This is a genomic window from Brachybacterium sp. AOP43-C2-M15 (assembly GCF_052446295.1).
Taxonomy (GTDB): Bacteria; Actinomycetota; Actinomycetes; order Actinomycetales; family Dermabacteraceae; genus Brachybacterium.
In genome coordinates this window covers 200,185-220,610 of record NZ_JBQSWB010000009.1, presented here as the reverse complement: position 1 = coordinate 220,610, position 20,426 = coordinate 200,185, and the positions used below count along the sequence as shown (strand labels likewise).

The window sequence follows — 20,426 nt, the reverse complement described above, 5'->3', positions numbered from 1 at the left end:
CCCCGGTCCCGACCGGGTCGCAGCGGAAGAAGGTGAGCAGATGGCATCGCGCCGCATCTCCCTGGGGATGCCGACGCCGCGCAGGACCGACGAGACGGCGACCGCGCTCCCGGACACCTCGGATCGTCCCCTCACGCCCGCCCTCGCCGACCGCTTCGGCCGCGAGGCGACCGACCTGCGCCTGTCCCTCACCGACTTCTGCAATCTGCGCTGCACCTACTGCATGCCCGCCTCGGGGCTGACCTTCCTGGGGAAGGATCAGCTGCTGAGCGTGGACGAGGTGGTGCGCCTGGTGCGCATCGGGGTGGAGAAGCTGGGCATCGAGCAGGTGCGCTTCACCGGCGGGGAGCCGCTGACCCGCCCGGATCTCGAGGAGATCATCGCCGGCGTCGCCGCCCTCGAGCCGCGCCCGGACATCTCCCTGACCACCAACGCGATCGGCCTGGACCATCGTGCGGCGCCGCTGCGCGCGGCAGGGCTGGACCGGATCAACGTCTCCCTGGACACGGTGGTCTCCGAGACCTTCGAACGGCTCAGCCGGCGACCGCTCCTGCATCGGGTGCTGGCCGGCGTCGACGGCGCCCTGGCGGCGGGCCTGGACCCGATCAAGGTCAACGCGGTGCTGCTGCCGGGCGTCAACGACCATGAGCTGCCCGACCTGCTGGACTGGTGCCTGGAGCGGGGCCTCCAGCTGCGGGTGATCGAGCAGATGCCGCTGGACGCCGACCACCTCTGGGAGCGCGGCACGATGATCACCGCCGGGGACGTCCACGAGATGCTCCGCGACCGCATGGTGCTGACCCCGGTGGCCGAGGCCCGCGACGGCGCACCGGCCGAGCTGTTCGAGGTCGCCGACCGCGCCACCGGCCGCCATCGCGGCCGGGTGGGGATCATCGCCTCGGTCACCCGGCCCTTCTGCGCGGACTGCCGCCGCACGCGCCTGACGGCCGAGGGGCGCGTGCGCACCTGTCTGTTCTCCCGGGAGGAGACGGACCTGCGCGGCGCGCTGCGCTCGGGGGCCGACGACGAGGCGATCGCCGAGATCTGGCGCGCCGCCCAGTGGGGCAAGAAGGCCGGCCACGGCATGGATCGCGGGGACTTCGTGCAGCCCGAGCGACCGATGAGCGCCATCGGCGGCTGAGGGAGGACGGGATGACCGACATCGACCGCCCCCAGGGGTCGAGCACCGTGCCCCGGATCGAGGTGCACCTGTTCGCGGGGGCCGCGGCGGCCTACGGGGCCGACACCGCCACCGTGCGCGCCGCCACCCTCGGCGCGGCGGTCGATCAGCTGCGCGGCGGCGCCTCCGCGGAGGCGGCCCGCGTGATCGACCGCTCGAGCCTGCTGGTCAACGCCGTCGCCTGCACCGAGCACGACCGGGTGCTGACCGAGGGCGACCGCGTGGACGTGCTGCCGCCCTTCGCGGGGGGCTGAGCCGAGGCGCGCTCGGCGCGACGCCGCCGTGCGAGAGCGCCGCGAACACCTGCCCCGTCACAGGGGCACCACGAGCGCCGTGCCCGGCTGCTCGGTCCCCGCGGCCCGGCCGCCCAGCACCAGGAGGTCCGCCCGTCCGTAGGGGGCGAGGCGGCGCCCGTCCAGGAGGGCGGCACGGACGGAGCCGTCGGGGCCGAGCGCGGTGCGCGCCGGCTCGACGACGAGACCGTCCCGGGAACGGCTGCGCTCGATGCGGCCGCGTGGGTCCTCCAGGAGCATCCGCCGCGGGGCGGCATCGGCGCCCGGCAGCAGGGGCCGGACGAAGAGATGCAGGCCGACCAGCGCACCGACGGGCGTGCCGGGCAGGTGGACGACGGGGACCCTGCCGCCGGGAGCACCGCCGCCGAGGACCCCCAGCCCCTGCGGCCCGCCGGGGCGCAGTGCGAGGTGGGCGAAGCGCGAGCTGTCCCTCCCGTGCGGGCCCAGCAGCTCCTTGACCACGTCGTAGGCGCCGTGTCCGATGCCCCCGGTGGTGAGCACGAGGTCCGCGTCGGCGGCGGCCTCGTCGAGCACCTCCTCCAGCTGGGCGGGATCGTCCCCGCTGCGGAGGACCTCCACGGCACAGCCCTCGGCCTCGAGCGCCGCGGCGAGCATCCGCCCGTTCGACTCGCGCACCGCCCCGGGCACGCCGTCGCCGCCTGCCCTGCCCGCCGCGGAGCCCACCAGCTCGTCCCCCGTGGCGACGATCCCCACCCGCGGCGCGCCGAGCACGGGGAGGGTCTCCAGGCCCAGGGTGCAGGCGAGCCCGACCAGGCCCGCGCCCACCCGGTCCCCCGCCTGCGCCAGCAGGTCGCCGCGGGCGACCTCCTCCCCGCGATCGCGCACGTGGCGCCGACGGGTCGGCAGGGCACCGGGCGCGAGCACGACCTCCGCGGGGACCGGGCCACGCGGCTCGGCATCGGTGGCCTCCACCTCGACGACCAGGTCGGCGCCGACGGGCAGGGGGGCGCCGGTCATGATGCGGGCAGCCGTTCCCGCGGCGAGCGCGGGCACCGCACCGGCGCGGGCGGGCACGTCCATCGCGACCGGGAGACGGGTCGGGGCATCGGCGACGAGATCCTCGCGCCGCACCGCGAAGCCGTCCATCGCCGAGACCGCGAGCGCAGGGGCGTCCTCCGGACTGCGCACCGCCGCACCCAGCAGGCGACCTGCCGCCGCGCGCACCGGCACCTCGAGCACCGGGGGGACGAGGCGGATCTCGCGGGCGACCAGCTCCCTCCACCACCACGGGTCGGGGTGCGTGCTCATCGTCCTCCTCGCCGGCATCCCCCGCCCCGAGCACGGGGCGGGCATCGCCTCGATGATCCCACGCCCGGTCCGCACCCGGCGGGACGACCGCTCCGCCGAAGGTCTGCGTCGGGGTGCATCATGGAGACATGCGCGAGATCCTCTTCGACCGCTTCGGCGGCCCCGACGTCCTGACCCTCCACACCGACTCCCCGCGCCCCGAGCCCGCCGAGGGCGAGGTCCTCGTCGAGGTGGCCTACGCGGGGCTCAACCCCCTGGACTACAAGATCCGCGACGGCTCCTCCGGCATGGCCGCGGACCTCTCCCTCCCCGCCGGGACGGGCCGCGAGCTCACCGGCACCGTGATCGGCGCCGGGCCGGATCTCGACACCGCCGAGCTCGCCTCGCGCGGCGTCGCACCGGGCACGCGCGTGTTCGGCATGCGCCGCCCCACCGACCGTCGCGGCGTCGCCGCCGAGGTCATCGCGATCGCCGCCGACGACCTCGCCCCGGTCCCCGACGAGGTCACCGAGGAGGACCTCCCCCGCTGGGCCGGTCTCGCCCTGGCCGGTCTCACGGCGATCGCGACCGTGCACGACGCGGCCGAGCTCCGCGAGGGCAGCAGCGTGCTGATCCACGGCGGCAGCGGCGGCGTGGGGCAGCTGCTGATCCCGATGGCGCGCGAGGCGGGAGCCTCCCACGTCTGGGCCACCGGGCGCGCCGCCAACGCGGAGCGGATCCGCGAGCTCGGCGCCGAGCCGATCGCGTACGACCAGGTCGACTGGCAGCAGGCCGTCCGGGAGGCCACGGGCGGCGAGGGCGTCGACGTCGTCCTGGACACCCGCTACTTCTCGACCTTCCTGCCGAGCCTCGACGTGCTGCGCGCGGACGGCGAGGGCATGATCGTGGTCCTCCCCTCGCTCGCGGACCTCACCCCCGCGCAGGAGCGCGGCATCACCGCGCGCATCACCCGCATCGTCACCGGACGCGACCGCCTGGACCGCCTGGTCCAGGGCATGCGCTCGGGCGCCTATCCGCTCGAGACCTCCCGGGTGCTGCCCCTCGAGCAGATCGCCGAGGCGCACCGCCTGCTCGAGGACGGGCACACCCGCGGCAAGCTCGTCGTCGACGTGCGGCCCTGATCCCGCCGGGCCCGGCGGCGGCGCAGCGGGTAGTCTCGCGGGCATGCCCGCACCGCTGAGAGACGACACCGCCGCCGCCCGGGCGGTCGAGCCGGTGCTCCACCCGGGGGGCCTCGCACTGCTGGACTCCCTGCCCCCCTACTCCGAGGCCGACGCGCTGCGCCGAGGCGCCTCCCTGCGCGAGGCCGGCCACTCCCCCGAGCTGGTCTCCGCGGTGCTCACGCAGTCCCGTCTGCGCGCCCGTGCCCGGGACAAGTTCGGCGAGTTCGCGGACTCCATGCTCTTCACCCCGGACGGACTCGAGCAGGCCACGCGGCTTCCGGTGGCCGCCCTGCACGCCCAGCGCTTCCGCCGCGCCGGCCTCTCCTCCGTGACGGACCTGGGCTGCGGCATCGGCGGCGACGCCATGGCGCTGGCGGGGCTCGGCCTCGACGTGCAGGCCGTGGACCGCGACCCGGTGGCCGTCGCCGTCGCGATCGTGAACCTCCGCCCCTTCCCCGGCGCGGAGGTCCGCCTGGGCAGCGCCGAGGACCACGATCCGCGCTCGACCGAGGGCCTCTGGATGGACCCGGCGCGGCGGGCCTCCTCCCGCTCCGGGTCGCGACGGGTGCACGATCCGCAGGAGTACGCACCGCCGCTGTCGACCGTGCTCGACCTGGCCCGCCGGCTCGGGACCGACGGGGCTCCGGGGCCCCTGGGCGCGAAGCTCGGCCCCGCGGTGGACCGCGAGCTGCTGCCCGCGGAGGCGGAGGTGCAGTGGCTCTCCTGGCACGGGAAGGTGCTCGAGGCGGTCCTGTGGTGCGGCCCGTTGGCGACCGACGGGGTCTCCTCCTCCGCGCTCGTCGTCGACCGGGACGGCGACCACCGGCTGACCCGCGGTCACGAGGGCCGCGCCGACCCGGAGCCGGGTCCGCTCGGCGAGCACCTCTACGAGCCCGACGGCGCCGTGATCCGGGCGGGTCTGATCGGCCGCCTCGCCGCGGACCTCGCCGCGCACACCCTCGATCCCACGATCGCCTACCTGACCTCGGACCTCCGCGTCGGGACCCCCTTCGCCCGCGGCTACGCGGTCCGGGACGTGATGCCCTTCGGGATCAAGCGGCTGACCTCCTACCTGCGCGAGCACCGTCTGGGCGTGCTCGAGATCAAGAAGCGAGGGACCGCGGTCGAGCCCGAGGAGCTGCGGCGCAGACTGCGACCGCGCCGCTTCGGCGAGGAGTCCGCCACGCTGATCCTCACGCGGATCGACGGCGAGCAGTCGGTGATCATCGCCTCGCCGCACCGGTCCCCGGCGGTCGGGGGCGCGGGATGACCCCGCCGGTGCCGGAGGGGAGCGGGGGCCCCGCGACCGCCGCCGGCGGCGGGAGCTCCCGACGCAGCGTGGTCGCTCTGCTGGTGGTCCTCGCGCTCGCCGCATTCGCGCTGGTGGCCCTCGGGGCCTCCGCGCAGCGCGGGACCGTCGCGGTCTTCGTGGGCGAGGCGGGTCAGCGCACGCTGGCGGAGTTCGAGGACGAGGAGGGGTACAGCGAGCCCGACTGGGACGTCTACACGGTGCCGCCGTCGGAACCGAGCAGTGAGGCGCCGAGCACCGCCCTCAGGATCGTCCTGGTGATCCTCGCCGTCGTCATCCTGGTCGCCGTGGGCGTGCTGATCCGGCGCCTGCGGGCCCTCGCGCGCCCGCCGCTCGAGGAGGCCGCCGAGATCGCCGACGAGGAGCTCTCCGAGCAGCAGGCCCGCGCCGCCCTCGACGACGCCCGCGAACGGCTCTCCCGAGGGGTCGATGCCCAGGACGCGGTGATCGAGGCCTGGCTCGCCCTCGAGCAGGCGATCGCCCGTGCGGGGGTCCCGCGCGATCGGGCCCAGACCACTCTCGAGTTCGTCGTCGCCGTCCTGGGCGCCCTCGACCTCGACCGCACCGCCCTCGATCGCCTCGCGCACCTGTACCGCCGCGCCCTGTTCGACGACTCCCCGCTCGCCGAGGGCGACCGCACGGACGCGCACCGGCAGCTCGATCGACTCGTCGCCCAGCTCACCGAGGACGCCCGATGACCCGCCCCCAGCGCTCGCTGCTGGTGCACGTGCTGGGCGGCGCCGTCCTGGCCGGCGTCGTCGTCGCCGTGTGCGCCCTGTTCGACCTGCGCCTCTCGCTGCCGATCCTGATGGCTGCGGGACTCGCGAGCGGCACCGCGCTGTGGGCCGTCCGACGGCGCCCGGCACGGGCCGACCACCTGGACGGTCCGCGCCTGGACCTCGATGCGGACTACGCCCTGCCGCATGGTCAGGACATCCGGGTGCGACGCCTCGAGGACATGATCCACGGCGCCCAGCCGAACCGGCGGATGACCGCCCGGTCGCTCGCCCGCACGCTGGCCGAGATCGCCGACGAACGCGCCCGCGACCCGCAGGCGCCGCCGCTGAGCCCGCAGCTCACCGACCTCCTCGAGCGTGCCGCGACGGCGGACGCCGAGGCCTCGCCGCTGCGCCCCATCGATCGCCGCACCCTGCACCGACATCTGCGAGAGCTCGCGGCGACCGGAGAATAACGATTCGGTCATGACGTGACGGACAGGTGTCTCCGTCCTCACGGGCTGTCCTAGAGTGCAGGAGTCCGACCGCACGAGGAAGTGATCGGCACCATGCCCGACGTGGCATGAGAACTCGACCTTATGAGGTACACCAGTGCAGCAGACCGACCTCCCGCGTCCCTCTCTCGGGCGTGAGATCCTCCCGGGACGCGTGCTGCCGACGAGCCTGCGGGCTGAAGGAGCGGCCCGGTGACGAAGTACATCCTGCGCCGATTCGTGAACTACGCGATCCTCACGGGGCTCGCCACGATCGTCGCCTACATCGCCGCGAGCTCCTTCTTCCAGCCGCGCAACCGCTACCTGGGCCGCAACCCTCCCATCGATGAAGCCTCGATCGACGCGATCCTCAGCGGGCACGGCGTGAACGACAAGGATCCGGTGCTGCTGCGCACCTGGTGGTGGATCGAGAACTTCTTCACCTCGCCGTTCATGGACAAGCTCGGGACGGACCTCAACGACCGCTCCGTCGTCCACCAGATGCTGGGCGATCCCTCGCAGTGGCTGACCTTCTGGGAACAGGGCTGGCTGGGCCGCTCCGGGGTGAGCCTGCGCCTGCTGATCATCGGCTCGCTGCTCGCGGCCCTCCTCGGCGTCGCCTTCGGCGTCTGGGGCGCGGTCCGCCAGTACAAGGCCTCCGACCAGGCCATCTCCTACGCCTCCTTCATCCTCATCTCGACCCCGACCTTCGTCGGCGGCGTGCTCCTGATGATCGCGGCCACGAAGCTCAACCAGGCGCTGGGCGGGCAGGTCATCCGCTTCACCGGGGCCTATACGCCGGGGACGACGGGCTTCTTCGGCGTCCTGTGGGACTACATATCCCATCTGCTCCTACCCACGATCGCCCTGACGCTGTTCGGCGCGGCCGGGTACTCCCGGTACCAGCGCGCGGTGATGCTCGACGTGCTGGGCTCGGACTTCATCCGCACCGCTCGCGCCAAGGGCTCGACCCGCACCCGAGCGCTCATCAAGCACGGGCTGCGCGTCGCGCTGATCCCGATGTCCACCTACTTCGCGTACAACTTCGGGACCCTGGTCTCCGGCTCCGCCTTCCTCGAGATCGTGTTCTCGTGGGCGGGGATGGGCCAGTACGGCATCCAGGCCGTGCAGCAGTCGGACGTGAACGCCCTCGCGGGGACGGTGCTCTTCTCCGCGATCCTGGTGCTGTTCGCCTCCACGCTCTCCGAGTTCCTGTACGCCGCGCTCGACCCGAGGGTGAGGATCTGACGATGTCGACTCTGTCCACTCCGCCGTCCGGCGCTCCCGAGGCGCCCGACCTCGTCGATCTCGACACGGGCATCCATGACGAGGCCTCCGCCGAGGGACCGCGCAAGCGTCCTATCTCCCGCAACACCCTGGTGTGGCGTCGGCTCAAGCGGAAGCCCAACTTCTGGATCGGTGCCTCCATCACCGCCGCCATCGTGCTGTTCGCCCTCGTCGGCAACATCCCCAACGTGTACTCCCTGGGCCAGCAGGACCCCTACGGCTTCAACGCCCCTCCCGGCGCCCAGCACTGGTTCGGTGCGGACGCGATCGGCGTGGACCTCTACGCCTCGATCACGGCGGCGCTGCGGAAGTCCCTGCTGATCGGCTTCATCGCCGCTCCCGTCGCGACGATCATCGCCGCCCTGGTGGGCGCGCTCGCCGGCTACCTGGGCGGGCCGGTGGAGATGTTCCACGGCTGGCTCGTGAACCTCCTGCTCACCCTGCCGATCTTCTACGTCCTGATGATCATCTCGCCGCTCATGGCGAGTATGTCCTGGATCATCCTGGTGCTGTTCATCGCCCTGTTCGGCTGGATGATCATGTCCCAGATCGTGAAGAACCAGACCAAGTCGCTGCGCGAGCGGGAGTTCGTGCTCGCCGCCCGGTTCTCCGGGGTGGGGACGTTCAAGATCCTCACCCGGCACATCGTCCCGAACGTGTCCTCCCTGCTGATCGTCGACGCCACGCTCGGCGTGTGCTCCGCGATCCTCGCCGAGACCTCGCTGTCCTACTTCGGCCTGGGCATCCAGCCCCCGGACGTGTCCCTGGGAACGCTGCTGCAGGACGGCACCTCCGCGGCGGTCTCCCGGCCCTGGCTGTTCATCTTCCCCGCCGGCTTCCTCGTGGCGCTGCTGACCGCCGTGGCCCTCGTGGGCGATGCGCTGCGGGACGCCCTCGATCCGACCAGCGGCACCGACCGGGCCTGATCGCCCTTCCCCCTGTCCCGGCGCGCACCTGCAGCGCCCTCGCCGAAGGAGCACCGCCGCTCCTTCCCTACCCCGAAGATCCGCCGCCGGTCCCCCCGGCGCCTACAGCGTCCGTCCATTCCCACGACGGCGTCTCACCTCATAAGGAGAAAATCATGACCATCACGAGCAACCGCCGTCGGTTCCTCCAGGGCTCCGCGGTCGTGGGCGGCCTCGGCGCCCTGGCCGCGTGCGGCCAGCAGTCCTCCGAGGAGCAGGCCAGCCAGGCCGCCGAGGAGAACGAGCAGGCCGCGGAAGAGGCCTCGGAGCTGCCCAACACCGGCTGGGAGCGCGCGGAGTACGACGAGGTCGAGGACGGCGGCACGCTGCGCCTCGCCGTGTCCCAGCTGCCGAACACGTGGAACTACTACCACACCAACGGCGCCCTCGCCGATCTCTCGGACATCCTCGATCCGATCTGGCCGGGCAGCTACACGGCCGCCGAGGACGGCGAGGCCGTGCTCAACCCCGACACGGTCGTCTCCGCGGAGATCACGAGCGAGGATCCGCAGATCGTCACCGTGAAGTACAACCCCGAGGGCGTGTGGGAGGACGGCTCGCCCATCACGATCGAGGACTTCGCCTCGATGTGGAAGGCCTGCAACGGCAGCAACGAGGACTTCCAGGTCGCCAGCACCACGGGCTGGGAGGACATCGCCGACGTCCGCCAGACCGATGACGAGTTCACCGGGGAGATCGAGTACTCCTCGACCTTCCCCGACTGGATCCAGTACCTCTACCCCAGCCTGCCCACGTCGGTCACTGCGGATCCCGAGGACTTCAACGAGGGCTACGTCACCACCCCGACCCCGTCCTACGGCCCCTTCAAGGTCGACAACATCGACCAGACCGGCGAGGTCGTGACCCTCACGCGCAATGAGAACTGGTGGGGCCAGACCCCCCGGCTCGAGACCATCATCTTCTCGGTGGTCAGCCAGGCGCAGATGCCCTCGACCTTCGCCAACGGCGAGATCGACTCGATCTCCATCGCGGACGGCGACACCTACTCGCAGGCGTCGGGCCGCTCCGACTCCGTGATCCAGAAGACCAACGGCGTCACCTGGACGCACGTCACCATGAACGTCACCGGGGACGACAACCCCCTGTCCGACATCCAGGTGCGCGAGGCCCTGGCCCGGGCCATCAACCGCGAAGCGGTGGGCCAGGCCGTCGTGGGGCCCCTCGAGGCCCCGGTGGTCAACGTCGACAACTACGTGTTCATGCCCGGTCAGGACGGCTACGAGGACTCGTTCGAGGCCGGCACCGGTGCGCCGCTCGAGTACGATGCCGAGGCCGCCGGCGCCCTGCTCGACGAGGCCGGCTGGGAGCTCAACGGCAACGTGCGCGAGAAGGACGGCAAGCAGCTGACCCTCTCGGTCACGGTGCCCGCGGACACCAAGTCGAACTCCGACCGCGCCCGGCAGATCCAGAACGATCTCAACGCCGTGGGCTTCTCCGTGGAGCTCGAGACGGTCCCCTCGGACGCCTACTTCGACGAGTACATCGATACGGGCGACTTCCAGCTGGTGACCTTCTCGTGGATCGGCACGCTGTTCCCGCAGCAGTCCTCCGCGAACCTGTTCTACCCGGCGACCTCGGGCCAGAACTACACCGGCCTGGACCTGGACGACGAGGTCGCCGATCTCGCCCGCACCATGCAGACCGAGCTCGATCCGGACGCCCGGATGGCCGCCTCCAACGAGTTCTCCGGAATCGTGGCGAAGTCCTTCAGCGTGATCCCGTTCTACGCGACCCCGAACATCTTCGGTGTCGCCGAGGGCCTCGTGAACTACGGCGCGGCCCTGTTCGAGTCCATCGACTGGACCACCGTGGGCTTCAAGGCCTGATCCGCCAGGACCTCACCGCAGGAGGGCCCGGTCACCGTCGGTGGCCGGGCCCTCCTTCTGCGCTCGGCGCCGGGTCGACCGGGACGACTCAGATCAGGCCGCGCACGAGCACCGCGAGCACACAGGCGGTGAGCAGCCCGAGCGTGAAGCGGTTCAGGCGTCGCTCCGCGGAGGGGGCATCGGTCTCACCAGGGCGCAGGCCCTCCGCGGCCGGCCCCGCGCGCCCCCGCGTCTGCGCGTCCTGGGCCGTCCAGCGCTCCCAGGCCGCCACCGCGACATGGCTCGGGCTCGTCAGCTGGTCGCGTCGCAGGCGCTCCGCCCAGTTCTCGCGCGCCGTCGGGGAGCCGTGGGCCGAGCGCGGATCCGAGCGCGAGAGCCGGTCGCGCGGCCGGTCACGGCCCACCCCGGGCGCGTTCCAGGCGGTGACCACCGCCGTCGTCTCCTCGTGTGCCGCCGGGACCAGGTCGAAGCGGAGCATCGCCCCCAGGCGCGGATGGGCGATGGCGCCCATGGGAAGCAGGTGGGTGACCAGCACGTTGCGCACCTCGATGAGGTCCTCGCGCACGATGACGCGCGGGGCCCACAGCACCACCCAGATCACGGCGGAGACCACCGCGGGCAGCACGGCGAAGCGCCACCCGTCGGCGCCGAGCAGCCAGAAGGCCTGCAGAGTCGTGGCACCGCAAAGCACCCACACCAGCGCGCACAGCACGAGAGCGCCGCCGGGCCGGATGTGGGTGGTGCCGTCCTGCCGGCGCCTCAGGCCCAGTCGCCTCACGTCTCAGGCGCTCGCGGCCTCGGTGACCTCGGTGACCTCACCCGAGGCGATCCGGGCGTCGAGCGCGTCGCGGTCCAGGAAGATGCGGTCGCGGCTGCGCTCGATCTCCGGGTCCGGGATCGGGACGGCGGAGAGCAGCGCCCGGGTGTACTCGTGCTGCGGATCGTCGAAGACGTCCTCGGTGCGTCCCGCCTCGACGATCCGCCCCTTGTACATCACGGCGATGCGATCGGAGATGTTGCGGACCACGGAGAGGTCGTGGGAGACGAACAGGTAGCTCACCGCGAGCTCCTTCTTGAGCTTCTCGAGGAGGCTGAGCACCCCGGCCTGGATCGTCACGTCGAGGGCGGAGGTGGGCTCGTCGAGGACGATGAGCTTGGGCTCGCAGGCCAGTGCGCGCGCCACGCCGATCCGCTGGCGCTGGCCGCCCGAGAACTCGTGCGGATAGCGGTCGGCGTGCTCGGGCAGCAGACCCACGGTGTCCAGCAGCCAGTCGATCCGCTCGTCCATCGTCCGGTTCGAGTAGCCCTGCACGCGCATCGGCTCGCGCAGCGAGTCGGAGATCGGCAGGCGCGGATCGAGCGAGGCCATCGGGTCCTGGAAGACGATCGAGATGTCGGACCGCAGCTTCCTGCGGTCCTCCTTGCCGAGCTTCGAGGTGTCGATCCCGTTGAAGCGGATCGCTCCGCCCTGCAGGGTCTCGAGCTTCATGATCTCCATGAGCGTGGTGGTCTTGCCGCACCCGGACTCCCCCACCAGGGCGAAGCACTCCCCCTCGTGGATGTCGAAGGAGATGCCGTCGACCGCGCGCTGCTCGCCTATCTTGCGACGGAACACGGCCCCCTTGGTGATCGGGTAGATCCGCTCGAGCTCGTCGACCTCGAGGATCTTCGGGGCGGCCGTGGTGTCCGCGGTCTCGCTCGTGACCGCATCCGGGACGGTGCCGCCGACCTCGGCGACGTCGCCCGGATCCATCTCGCCGCGATCGATCGCGAGGCGCTCGGCCGCCGTGGCCTGTCCGTCCACCCGCGGCACGGCGGAGAGGAGCTTCTGGGTGTAGGCCTCTTGCGGGCGGTAGAAGATGTCGTCCACCGGGCCCTGCTCGACCAGCAGGGACTTCTCCATCACCAGCACCCGGTCGGCGAAGCCCGCCACGACCCCGAGATCGTGGGTGATGAGGATGGTGGCCGCGTCGACCATCTCCTGGGCGGTCTTGAGCAGCTCCAGGACCTGGGCCTGGATCGTCACGTCGAGCGCCGTGGTGGGCTCGTCGGCGATGATCAGCTCGGGCTCGTTGGCGATCGCCATCGCGATCATGGCGCGCTGGCGCATGCCGCCGGAGAACTCGTGGGGGAACTGCCTCGCGCGGCGCCTCGGGTCCGGGATGCCCACGGCCTCGAGCAGCTGCACGGCGCGGTCCTGGGCGGCGCGCTTCGAGACCGAGCCGTCGTGGAGCTCGATGGCCTCGGCGATCTGGTCGCCGATCGTGTAGACGGGGGTCAGCGCGGACAGCGGGTCCTGGAAGATCATCGAGATCTTGTCGCCGCGCAGGGCCGAGAGCTGGCGGTCGTTCATGGCGAACATGTCCTGGCCCATGAAGTCGATGCCGCCGGTGATGGTCGCGGTGCCGGGCAGCAGACCCATCACGGCCAGGGAGCTGACCGACTTGCCCGATCCCGACTCGCCCACGATCGCGAGCGCCTCGCCGGGGCGGACCTCGTAGCTGAGATCCTGCACGGCCCGGACCGTCCCCGCCTCCGAGGGGAAGGTGACGGTGAGGTCGCTGACGGTCAGGATCGGTGCGGACATGTTCCTACCTCTGGGCGGTCGGGGGTGGCGGGCACTCCATCCTGCGGCGCACGCCGTCGTCTCCGCGCACGACGACGTGCGCGGGTCCCGGATCGTTCCCGGCCCGGGACGACGGCCAGAATATCCCCTCCCCTGCGACAGGGGGTCGAACCCCGTGCACCGCCCCCGATCATTGCCAAACCGTGATCTGCCCCGAGGGCGGGGAGCGCGGTGCGCAGGACCTGCGGGGGCGGGACGCACAGCGCGCGGACCGCGGAGGCACGGATCTCGGGAGCACCGCTGATGTGGCTCGCGTCTCACGTAGGGTCGTCCCATGCCGTCGCGCCGCGCCGGTCCGAGGACCTGCAGGGACGAGGACGGCCACGGACGTCCGAGAGCTCGCCGCCGGCGAGGAGAGGGATCGATGACCCAGCCCACCCCCATGACCCCCGCCGAGGCCACCGCCGCCGCCCAGGCGGTGCTCGACACCGTCGAGACGGCCGTCGTCGGCAAGCGAGAGTCGCTCGAGCTGGTGCTCACGGGCATCCTCGCCGGCGGCCACGTGCTGCTGGAGGACCTGCCGGGACTGGGCAAGACCCTCGCCGCGCGGTCCTTCGCCCAGGCTCTCGGGCTGCCCTTCACGCGCGCCCAGTTCACACCCGACCTGCTCCCCGCGGACCTCACCGGCGCCGAGGTGTTCGACCAGCGCACCAACGAGTTCGTGTTCCGCCCCGGACCGGTGTTCACCGGGCTGCTGCTGGCCGACGAGATCAACCGCACGCCCCCGAAGACGCAGTCGGCGCTGCTCGAGGCGATGCAGGAGCGCCAGGTCTCCGTCGAGGGCACCACCCGGGCGCTCCCCGCCCCCTTCCACGTGCTGGCCACGGCCAACCCGATCGAGCACGAGGGCACCTATCCCCTGCCCGAGGCGCAGCTCGACCGCTTCCTGCTGCGGCTGTCCTTCGGGTACCCCACGGCGACGCAGGAGTGGGAGGTGGTCTCCCGCCGGCTGGACCGTCGTCGTGAGGAGCAGACGGTCGCCGAGGTCCTCGACGGCCCGGGTCTGCTGGGACTCCAGCAGGTCGTCGAGGAGGTCCACGTCGAGGACTCGGTGGGCCACTACGCGGTCGATCTCGTCTCCGCGACCCGGGAGCACCAGCATGCGCTGGTGGGCGCCTCCCCGCGCGGCACCCTCGCCCTCATCACCTGCGCCCGTGCGCTGGCCGTGCTCCGCGGGCGCACCTACGTGGTGCCCGAGGACGTCAAGGCGCTCGCGCACGGCGCCCTCGACCACCGGGTGACGGTCAAGCCCGAGCTCTGGCTGCAGAACGCGACCGGTGCGGGCGTCGTCGAGTCGGTGCTGCAGCAGGTCGAGGTGCCCGACGCGATCCGGCCCCCGACGGCGGACGTCCCGGCGAACGCGGGTGGGGGCGGAGCCGGCACGCGGGCGGGCGACCGCGCGTGAGCGTCGTGCACACGCGGCCGACGGCCGCCCTGGTCCGCGCCGCGGTCGTCAGCTGCGGAGCGCTCGCCCTCGCGGTCCTGCTGGGCCGGCCCGCCCTGGTCCTGGTCGGCCTGCCGCTCGTGGTCTGGGCGCTGGTGGCGGTGGCGGCGCGGCTCGCGCGCGGCGAGGAGGGCGGCGTCCGGCCGCCGAGGGTCCTCACCGGTCGTGGCGCCGTCGAGGAGGGCGGCTCGACCACGATCGCCCTCCGCGGCACACCGGGCCTGCTCACCGCGGCCACCGTCCCGCTCGAGCCCCATGCCGTCCTCTCCCCCCGCAACGGCGCGATCGCCGCGGACGGCGAGCTGCGGATCCGGGTCGAGGCCCGGCGCTGGGGGCGTCTGCGCATCGGGCCCGTGCACACCGTCGTCGCGGACGGCCTGGGAGCCTTCCGGGCTCAGCTCACCCTGCCGCCTGTGGACCTGCGCGCGGTGCCGGCCTCGACGGTCCTGGACGCACCGGTCGAGGTCCCCACCCCGATCGGGATCAGCGGCATGCACCTCTCGCGCCGTCGCGGTGACGGCACCGCCCTGTCCGAGGTGCGGGAGTTCCGCCCCGGCGACCGCCTGCACCGCATCAACTGGCGGGTCACGAGCCGCACCGGCACCCTGCACACCAATGCGACCTTCACCGAGCAGGACACCGACGTCCTGATCGTCACCGACACCATCGCCGACATCGTCCCGGCACCGTGGGCGGATCCCGGCGCCCCCACCAGCCTGGACCTGAGCGTCCGAGCGACCGCGGCGGTGGCGCGCCACTACCTGGGCGCCGGCGACCGGGTCTCGCTGTTCGACATCGGACACCTCATCGGCCCGGTCCCCGCGGGCACCGGGCCGCGCCAGCTGCGGGTGCTCACCGACGCCCTGTCCCGCGCCGCGAGGGACGACGGCGCCCTGCGCCCCGCACGACGCCTGCGCACCGTGCGGCCGGGAACTCTCACGGTGGTGTGCTCCCCGCTGCTGACCAAGGACGCGATCGAGCAGATCGGCGTGCTCGTGGCCCACGGGGCCGATGTGATCGTCGTGGACACGCTGCCGCCCAGCATCGGCGACGTCTCCGCCCTCACGGGGCGGGCACCGCGCATCGACGGGCGCGCCTCGGACAGGTTCTGGCCGGAGGCGTGGGCGCTGCGGCGCCTGCTGCGGGAGCGGACGGTGCGCGAGCTGCGGGAGTCGGGGGTCCCGGTGACCGCCTGGGAGGGCCCTTCCTCCCTCGCCCCCGTGCTGCTCTCCCTCTCCGCCGCGCGATCGGCCCCGCGACGCAGGAGGTCCTGATGAGACTGCGCTCCCTCGTCGACCCGATCGCCGAGACGCTGCTCGAGCTGAAGAAGGTCAGCAGCACCCAGTGGGTGCTGCGGTCCGCGGGGCTGCTCGGGACCGTGCTCGCGCTGCTGCTCACCTTCCCCGACGGCCTGCTCGCGCACCTCGGCACCACCACCGTCACCGGCGTCGTCGCGGTGGTCCTGGTGGTCCAGGTGCTGCGACCCGACAGCGATCTGGGCATCGTGGGGCACGGGATCATCGTGCTGGCCCTCTCCGGCCAGGCGGACCTCTCCGTCCCGCGGGCGCTCGGCGTCGGCCTCGCCCTCCTGCTGGCCCACGCGGCCTTCGCCCTGGCCGCGACGATCCCCGCGCACGGTCTCCTGACGGGGTCCGCGTGGCGGCTCGGCGGCCGACGCCTGCTCCCGGTGCTGGCGCTGATCGTGCTGGCGTCCCTGCTGGTCCTCGCGCTCGCCCGCGTGGCCCTGGGACCATGGATGCTCGTGCCGGGGATCCTCGCGGTCGTGATGGTCTTCGTCGCGCTCTCGCCCTGGGCCGACTCGCGCTGAGCCGCGGGCGTCCGCTCCCGACGAGCGTGAACCGCACCTCTCCTGCGTCCCACCGCGCCCGTGCCAGGACTACCGTGATGGTCATGTGGCAGATGATGGACCTCCTGTACGGGCACAAGAAGGACATGGTCGCGCCCGAGGACGCGCTGCCGGGACGGGACGCGTACGCCTACCCCCTCGCACGCGAGCACGCGGTGCTGGGCACCGACATGCTCGGACCGGACGCGCCGACGGACCCGCGCCCCTGGCCCGCGGGCACCGAGGAGATCATCCTCGCCGGGGGCTGCTTCTGGGGCATCGAGCGCATCGCCTGGGAGATCTCCGGCGTCCACACCACCTCCTCGGGCTACGCGGGCGGGTACACGCCCCATCCCACCTACGAGGAGGTCTTCTCCGCCCGCACCGGCCACGCCGAGGCCGTGCGGGTGATCTACGGCGGCGGCGAGCCGACCCTGCGCGCCCTGCTCACCCAGTTCTGGGAGCAGCATGATCCGACCACCGCGAACCGTCAGGGCAACGACGTGGGCACCGAGTACCGCAGCGCGGTCCACTGGACCTCACCGGCCCAGGGCGAGGTGGTGCGCGACTCCGCCGAGCGCTACCAGCGCGCGCTGGACGCGGCCGGTCGGGGCGGCATCACCACCGAGCTCTCGGCGCTCTCCGAGGCCGGCGACGGCGTCTACTACACGGCGGAGCCCGAGCACCAGCAGTTCCTGGCGAAGAACCCCGGCGGCTACTGCAACCACGGGTTCAACGGGGTGGCCTGCTCGCTCTGAGCCGCGGCGCGACCAGCGGGCCCCGACCGGGCCGCGATCAGCGTCCGGGCAGCCCGTCCCCCGTGTCGCCGCCCATGAGGTTGCGCCGGGAGCCGATCTCCGGTCCTCCGGCGGGGCGCGGTGCGGCAGGGGCCGCGCCCATCAGCTGGGCCGCGAAGCCCCCGGCCTCACGCGGCATCGGCGCGCCGGACATCGGAGCCCCGGGCGTCGGCGCGCCCCCTGGTCCGCAGGCCGCGGCCGCGGCCGAGCGCGGCACACGAGGCGCCCCGCCGACGCGCCCGAAGCGCTCCATCTGCTCCGTCGTCGGGTAGGCGGCGCTGACCACGATGTCCAGGCCGAGCAGGGTCACCGGCAGCGCGGAGTCCCCGGCGGAGTCGAGCAGCGCCCGCACGGGCTCGCACTGCGCGAAGGCCCACGCGTCCTCGTCCTGGAGGTACACCGTGATCGGATGGCCGGCCAGGGCGAGCGCGGCCGCCTCGTCGAGGAAGGCCTCCTGTCGCTCGGCGTCGGGCGGTGGGGACGGCAGGAAGATGTCGAGCTCCGCGAGCTGAGCGTTCTCGTCGGCGTCGGTCATGGGCACCACGGTAGCGCGCCGCGGCTTTGGCAGACTGTCGCCATGGACACCTCCGCACAGCAGCCCGCGACGCCAGAGCTCCTCCGTCACGACACCCTGGTGATGCAGCAGATCACCGGGTTCATGTCCAACGACTTCGACATCCTCGACGGCACCGGGGAGCGGGCCGTCGGACACGTCACCACCACGGGGGACGGCCTCACGCGCTTCTTCGCGGGCGCCCGCTCGCTGGACGTCGCCGACGCGGACGGCACGCCGCTGCTGCACGTCGAGGACCCGCCCGACGTCGGCATGGACCGCTTCGAGCTCACGACCCCCGGCGGGGCCCTGGTCGCGAACGTGACAAACCGGATCGCGTTCTTCTCGACACGGGTCGGTCTGACCCTCGCCGACGGGATGGAGCTCGAGCTGCACGGCGACATGTTCGGCTTCGACTTCACCTTCCAGGTGGAGGGCGTCGTCGCCGCGCGGGTGACCCGTGAATGGGCAGGGCTCAGCCGCGGCTTCCTCGGCCACAGCCGCTACGTCCTCTCGATCGACCCCACCGTGCCGCCGCACCTGCGCCAGGCGATCATCGGCGGGTGCATCGTCCTGGACCTGATCCGGGCGAAGCGGTCGCGCAGGAGCAGCTGACCTCGGGGCCCTGCTCAGAGCAGCAGCCGCTGCGCGGTCCGCAGCCAGCTCTCCCCCTCCTGCGTCCACCCGAGGCCGCGCAGATGGATCCCGGTGGTGACGCGCTCGAGGTGCGCCCACGCCGTGATCCGGTCCGGATCCAGCGCCAGCCGCTGCGCCGTGCGGGTGACGAGCCCGGCGTGGCGGCGTCGCCCGGCGCCGGGCTCCTGCCGCTCCAGCTCCACGATCAGCTGCTGATGGTCCCGCAGCGCCACGCCCGCGTCGTACTCCGGCTCCCCGAGGAATCCGTCGGGGTCGATGAGAACGTGCTCCGGGCCGCGCCGCAGCGCATTGCCGGCGTGCGGGTCGCCGTGCAGGACGACCTGCCGGGGCGAGGGGTCCTCGATCAGCGCGAGCGCGAGGCCGCGCGCGCGGTCGAGCACCGGGCGGTGGCCGTCCTCCGTCCCCTCGAGCACGCCGTCGATGAGCGTGAGCAGGGAGGTCGCCTTCTGCGCCGGGTCGAGGGGCAGGCCGACGGAGGTCGGCAGGTCCCAGGTCGCGGGGAGCAGGTCGGCGAGCGCGTCCGCCTCGGCCTCCGGGTCGGGGACGGTGGCGTGCAACGGCGCGCCGAGGCGCTCGAGCAGTGTCGCCTCGAGGTCCTCGGCGTGGTCGAGCACGCGCACGTAGCCGCGCCCGTCGGCCGCGCGGAGGAGCCGCACCTGCTGGGAGTGGTCCGAGCCGTGCCCGCCGAGCTTGAGGACCGCAGGGCCGGCGTCGGGGCCGTGCACCTCGAGCACCGGGAGCTCCGCACCCTCGGTGAAGGCGCGCACCACGGTGAGCTCCCACCGTCCGAGCGCCGCGCGGAGACGGGCCGGGAAGGACTCGACGAGGTCGCAGGCCCAGGGCCGGCCCGCCCACGGCCGGGCGCGGACCAGGGCGACGACCTCGTCCGGGTGCATCGTGCTCAGCCCTGCTCCGCCGTCCGCTGCTCCGCCGTCCGTCGCTCCGCGCGCTCCGCTCGCGAGGCCGCGTCCAGCACGCGCCCGAGGGGCCGGTAGTGCTCGACCACGGCGTCCCGGTAGGCGTTCGCGTCGCCGGCCTCGAGCGCGGTGAGCATCGCATGGTGGGCATCGACGGTGTCCAGGATGTCCTCGGCCGGCGGGACCTGGAGCAGCGGCACCGCGGCGGTGTGGATCTCCCAGAACGCCTGCGCGAGCTGACGCAGCAGGCCGTTGCCGAGGCGGGAGAAGAGCGCGGTGTGGAAGGCGGCATCCGCCTCGGGGAAGGGGCGACCGGCGGAGGCGAGCTCCCGCATCTGCTCGACCAGGCCTTCGAGCTCGGGGTTCGTCGAATCCCGGTACAGCTCCACGAGCTGGTCCGCGACCGAGAGATCCAACGCGATCCGCAGCTCGACCACCTCGCGCAGCGCCCGCAGATCGTTGCCGTCGTCCAGGCGGGCCCGGAACAGCAGCCCGTCCACCAGGGGCGCGAGGGAGAGCTGGCCGACGAAGGTGCCGTGACCGTGCCGCACCTCGACGATGTCCAGCGAGGCGAGGGTCCGCATCGCCTCGCGCACCGAGGAGCGCGAGATCGCGAGCCGGGCGCACAGGTCGCTCTCGGTCGGCATCGGATCACCCGGGACCAGGCCCTCGGCCAGGATCAGGTCCTGGATGCGGTCGACGGCACTGCTGCCCGACCCCTTGCTGCGCACCATGCGCCCTCCTCCCGGACCTCGCCGCCGCGTGCGGCCAGGTCCATCATGCCGTGCTCCCTGCTCCGCCCGTGGTCCGGGACGGAGGATCCTGCGCGAGCCCGCGCGTACCACCGCGGCGCGAACGCCCGCGGCGGCCGTCACGGGCGTCGCCACCGAGGTCACCGTTCGGTCACGGCCACCGGCCCGCGAGGGTGGCGGACCCGACGGACGTGATGTACTCTCCCCAGTCATCAGACATCATACGTCTGATCTTCGCTCAGCGGTGGAGGATCCGCCGACTCACGAGGACAGGCCCCGCACGATCCCGGCGCCACGGGCGCCGGGACCAC

The 20,426-nt window shown here is 72.9% G+C and carries 20 protein-coding genes; 14 read left to right on the top strand and 6 right to left on the bottom strand.

Going from position 1 to position 20,426, the window contains the following annotated elements:
- Positions 1-40 precede the first annotated feature (40 nt).
- Positions 41-1,141, top strand: coding sequence for a GTP 3',8-cyclase MoaA (moaA, locus tag ACT3SP_RS12070; protein ID WP_444587538.1), 1,101 nt, complete (start codon positions 41-43; stop codon positions 1,139-1,141).
- Between the two features lie 11 nt (positions 1,142-1,152).
- Positions 1,153-1,434: a MoaD/ThiS family protein gene (locus ACT3SP_RS12065; protein WP_444587537.1), complete on the top strand. Its 282-nt coding sequence runs from the start codon at positions 1,153-1,155 to the stop codon at positions 1,432-1,434.
- A 57-nt stretch (positions 1,435-1,491) separates the two neighbouring features.
- Here ACT3SP_RS12065 and ACT3SP_RS12060 read toward each other — a convergent pair whose 3' ends face one another.
- Positions 1,492-2,742 (bottom strand): molybdopterin molybdotransferase MoeA, encoded by a 1,251-nt coding sequence (locus ACT3SP_RS12060; RefSeq protein ID WP_444587536.1) that lies wholly within the window; start codon positions 2,740-2,742, stop codon positions 1,492-1,494.
- A gap of 128 nt (positions 2,743-2,870) precedes the next feature.
- On the opposite strand from ACT3SP_RS12060, the gene ACT3SP_RS12055 reads away from it, so the two are divergent.
- The 7 genes from ACT3SP_RS12055 to ACT3SP_RS12025 all read left to right on the top strand — a co-directional run bounded on the left by ACT3SP_RS12055 (position 2,871) and on the right by ACT3SP_RS12025 (position 10,523).
- On the top strand, positions 2,871-3,863 hold the full coding sequence (locus ACT3SP_RS12055) for an NADP-dependent oxidoreductase (protein WP_444587535.1): 993 nt from the start codon (positions 2,871-2,873) through the stop codon (positions 3,861-3,863).
- A 43-nt stretch (positions 3,864-3,906) separates the two neighbouring features.
- Positions 3,907-5,175, top strand: a complete 1,269-nt coding sequence (locus ACT3SP_RS12050; protein ID WP_444587534.1) for a THUMP-like domain-containing protein — start codon at positions 3,907-3,909, stop codon at positions 5,173-5,175.
- On the top strand, positions 5,172-5,912 hold the full coding sequence (locus ACT3SP_RS12045) for a DUF4129 domain-containing protein (protein WP_444587533.1): 741 nt from the start codon (positions 5,172-5,174) through the stop codon (positions 5,910-5,912). Before ACT3SP_RS12050 ends, ACT3SP_RS12045 begins: the two co-directional genes overlap by 4 nt.
- Positions 5,909-6,406 (top strand): hypothetical protein, encoded by a 498-nt coding sequence (locus ACT3SP_RS12040; protein ID WP_444587532.1) that lies wholly within the window; start codon positions 5,909-5,911, stop codon positions 6,404-6,406. The genes ACT3SP_RS12045 and ACT3SP_RS12040 overlap by 4 nt, the downstream gene beginning before the upstream one ends.
- 231 nt (positions 6,407-6,637) lie before the next feature.
- Positions 6,638-7,672, top strand: coding sequence for an ABC transporter permease (locus ACT3SP_RS12035; protein WP_444587531.1), 1,035 nt, complete (start codon positions 6,638-6,640; stop codon positions 7,670-7,672).
- 2 nt (positions 7,673-7,674) lie between these two features.
- The gene (locus ACT3SP_RS12030; protein ID WP_444587530.1) at positions 7,675-8,637 is read left to right on the top strand and encodes an ABC transporter permease; all 963 of its coding nucleotides are present in this window, start codon (positions 7,675-7,677) and stop codon (positions 8,635-8,637) included.
- Between the two features lie 155 nt (positions 8,638-8,792).
- On the top strand, positions 8,793-10,523 hold the full coding sequence (locus ACT3SP_RS12025; RefSeq protein WP_444587529.1) for an ABC transporter family substrate-binding protein: 1,731 nt from the start codon (positions 8,793-8,795) through the stop codon (positions 10,521-10,523).
- Positions 10,524-10,611: 88 nt separating this feature from the next.
- Here ACT3SP_RS12025 and ACT3SP_RS12020 read toward each other — a convergent pair whose 3' ends face one another.
- Entirely contained in the window at positions 10,612-11,301 is a 690-nt protein-coding gene (locus ACT3SP_RS12020) for a hypothetical protein (RefSeq protein ID WP_444587528.1), read from the bottom strand.
- 3 nt (positions 11,302-11,304) lie between these two features.
- A complete protein-coding gene (locus ACT3SP_RS12015; protein WP_444587527.1) occupies positions 11,305-13,110 on the bottom strand; it encodes an ABC transporter ATP-binding protein in 1,806 nt (601 codons plus the stop codon).
- A gap of 403 nt (positions 13,111-13,513) precedes the next feature.
- Between ACT3SP_RS12015 and ACT3SP_RS12010 the strand changes: the two genes are divergently transcribed.
- The 4 genes from ACT3SP_RS12010 (at position 13,514) to msrA (ending at position 17,197) form a co-directional block, all read left to right on the top strand.
- On the top strand, positions 13,514-14,554 hold the full coding sequence (locus tag ACT3SP_RS12010) for an AAA family ATPase (RefSeq protein ID WP_444587526.1): 1,041 nt from the start codon (positions 13,514-13,516) through the stop codon (positions 14,552-14,554).
- Positions 14,551-15,867, top strand: coding sequence for a DUF58 domain-containing protein (locus tag ACT3SP_RS12005; protein ID WP_444587525.1), 1,317 nt, complete (start codon positions 14,551-14,553; stop codon positions 15,865-15,867). The genes ACT3SP_RS12010 and ACT3SP_RS12005 overlap by 4 nt, the downstream gene beginning before the upstream one ends.
- Entirely contained in the window at positions 15,867-16,421 is a 555-nt protein-coding gene (locus ACT3SP_RS12000; RefSeq protein ID WP_444587524.1) for a hypothetical protein, read from the top strand. Before ACT3SP_RS12005 ends, ACT3SP_RS12000 begins: the two co-directional genes overlap by 1 nt.
- An 83-nt stretch (positions 16,422-16,504) precedes the next feature.
- A complete protein-coding gene (gene msrA, locus ACT3SP_RS11995; protein ID WP_444587547.1) occupies positions 16,505-17,197 on the top strand; it encodes a peptide-methionine (S)-S-oxide reductase MsrA in 693 nt (230 codons plus the stop codon).
- A gap of 37 nt (positions 17,198-17,234) precedes the next feature.
- Here msrA and ACT3SP_RS11990 read toward each other — a convergent pair whose 3' ends face one another.
- Positions 17,235-17,771 (bottom strand): arsenic metallochaperone ArsD family protein, encoded by a 537-nt coding sequence (locus tag ACT3SP_RS11990; protein WP_444587523.1) that lies wholly within the window; start codon positions 17,769-17,771, stop codon positions 17,235-17,237.
- 42 nt (positions 17,772-17,813) lie between these two features.
- Between ACT3SP_RS11990 and ACT3SP_RS11985 the strand changes: the two genes are divergently transcribed.
- Positions 17,814-18,404 carry an LURP-one-related/scramblase family protein gene (locus ACT3SP_RS11985; protein ID WP_444587522.1) on the top strand — a complete coding sequence of 197 codons (591 nt, stop codon included), beginning with the start codon at positions 17,814-17,816 and terminating at the stop codon, positions 18,402-18,404.
- A 14-nt stretch (positions 18,405-18,418) separates the two neighbouring features.
- Here ACT3SP_RS11985 and ACT3SP_RS11980 read toward each other — a convergent pair whose 3' ends face one another.
- Both ACT3SP_RS11980 and ACT3SP_RS11975 read right to left on the bottom strand, forming a co-directional pair.
- Positions 18,419-19,342, bottom strand: a complete 924-nt coding sequence (locus ACT3SP_RS11980; RefSeq protein ID WP_444587521.1) for an aminoglycoside phosphotransferase family protein — start codon at positions 19,340-19,342, stop codon at positions 18,419-18,421.
- A gap of 5 nt (positions 19,343-19,347) precedes the next feature.
- The gene (locus ACT3SP_RS11975; protein ID WP_444587520.1) at positions 19,348-20,097 is read right to left on the bottom strand and encodes a FadR/GntR family transcriptional regulator; all 750 of its coding nucleotides are present in this window, start codon (positions 20,095-20,097) and stop codon (positions 19,348-19,350) included.
- Between the last annotated feature and the right edge of the window lie 329 nt (positions 20,098-20,426).

Excerpts from the sequence above, each read along its gene's own strand:
- ACT3SP_RS12045 (WP_444587533.1), top strand. The coding sequence starts at position 5,172 with ATGACCCCGCCGGTGCCGGAGGGGAGCGGGGGCCCCGCGACCGCCGCC.
- ACT3SP_RS11985 (WP_444587522.1), top strand. The coding sequence starts at position 17,814 with ATGGACACCTCCGCACAGCAGCCCGCGACGCCAGAGCTCCTCCGTCAC.
- ACT3SP_RS12040 (WP_444587532.1), top strand. The coding sequence starts at position 5,909 with ATGACCCGCCCCCAGCGCTCGCTGCTGGTGCACGTGCTGGGCGGCGCC.
- ACT3SP_RS12010 (WP_444587526.1), top strand. The coding sequence starts at position 13,514 with ATGACCCAGCCCACCCCCATGACCCCCGCCGAGGCCACCGCCGCCGCC.
- ACT3SP_RS12065 (WP_444587537.1), top strand. The coding sequence starts at position 1,153 with ATGACCGACATCGACCGCCCCCAGGGGTCGAGCACCGTGCCCCGGATC.
- ACT3SP_RS12050 (WP_444587534.1), top strand. The coding sequence starts at position 3,907 with ATGCCCGCACCGCTGAGAGACGACACCGCCGCCGCCCGGGCGGTCGAG.
- ACT3SP_RS11975 (WP_444587520.1), bottom strand. The coding sequence starts at position 20,097 with ATGGTGCGCAGCAAGGGGTCGGGCAGCAGTGCCGTCGACCGCATCCAG.
- ACT3SP_RS11980 (WP_444587521.1), bottom strand. The coding sequence starts at position 19,342 with ATGCACCCGGACGAGGTCGTCGCCCTGGTCCGCGCCCGGCCGTGGGCG.
- ACT3SP_RS11990 (WP_444587523.1), bottom strand. The coding sequence starts at position 17,771 with ATGACCGACGCCGACGAGAACGCTCAGCTCGCGGAGCTCGACATCTTC.
- ACT3SP_RS12055 (WP_444587535.1), top strand. The coding sequence starts at position 2,871 with ATGCGCGAGATCCTCTTCGACCGCTTCGGCGGCCCCGACGTCCTGACC.
- ACT3SP_RS12060 (WP_444587536.1), bottom strand. The coding sequence starts at position 2,742 with ATGAGCACGCACCCCGACCCGTGGTGGTGGAGGGAGCTGGTCGCCCGC.
- ACT3SP_RS12000 (WP_444587524.1), top strand. The coding sequence starts at position 15,867 with ATGAGACTGCGCTCCCTCGTCGACCCGATCGCCGAGACGCTGCTCGAG.
- ACT3SP_RS12025 (WP_444587529.1), top strand. The coding sequence starts at position 8,793 with ATGACCATCACGAGCAACCGCCGTCGGTTCCTCCAGGGCTCCGCGGTC.
- msrA (WP_444587547.1), top strand. The coding sequence starts at position 16,505 with ATGTGGCAGATGATGGACCTCCTGTACGGGCACAAGAAGGACATGGTC.
- moaA (WP_444587538.1), top strand. The coding sequence starts at position 41 with ATGGCATCGCGCCGCATCTCCCTGGGGATGCCGACGCCGCGCAGGACC.
- ACT3SP_RS12030 (WP_444587530.1), top strand. The coding sequence starts at position 7,675 with ATGTCGACTCTGTCCACTCCGCCGTCCGGCGCTCCCGAGGCGCCCGAC.
- ACT3SP_RS12015 (WP_444587527.1), bottom strand. The coding sequence starts at position 13,110 with ATGTCCGCACCGATCCTGACCGTCAGCGACCTCACCGTCACCTTCCCC.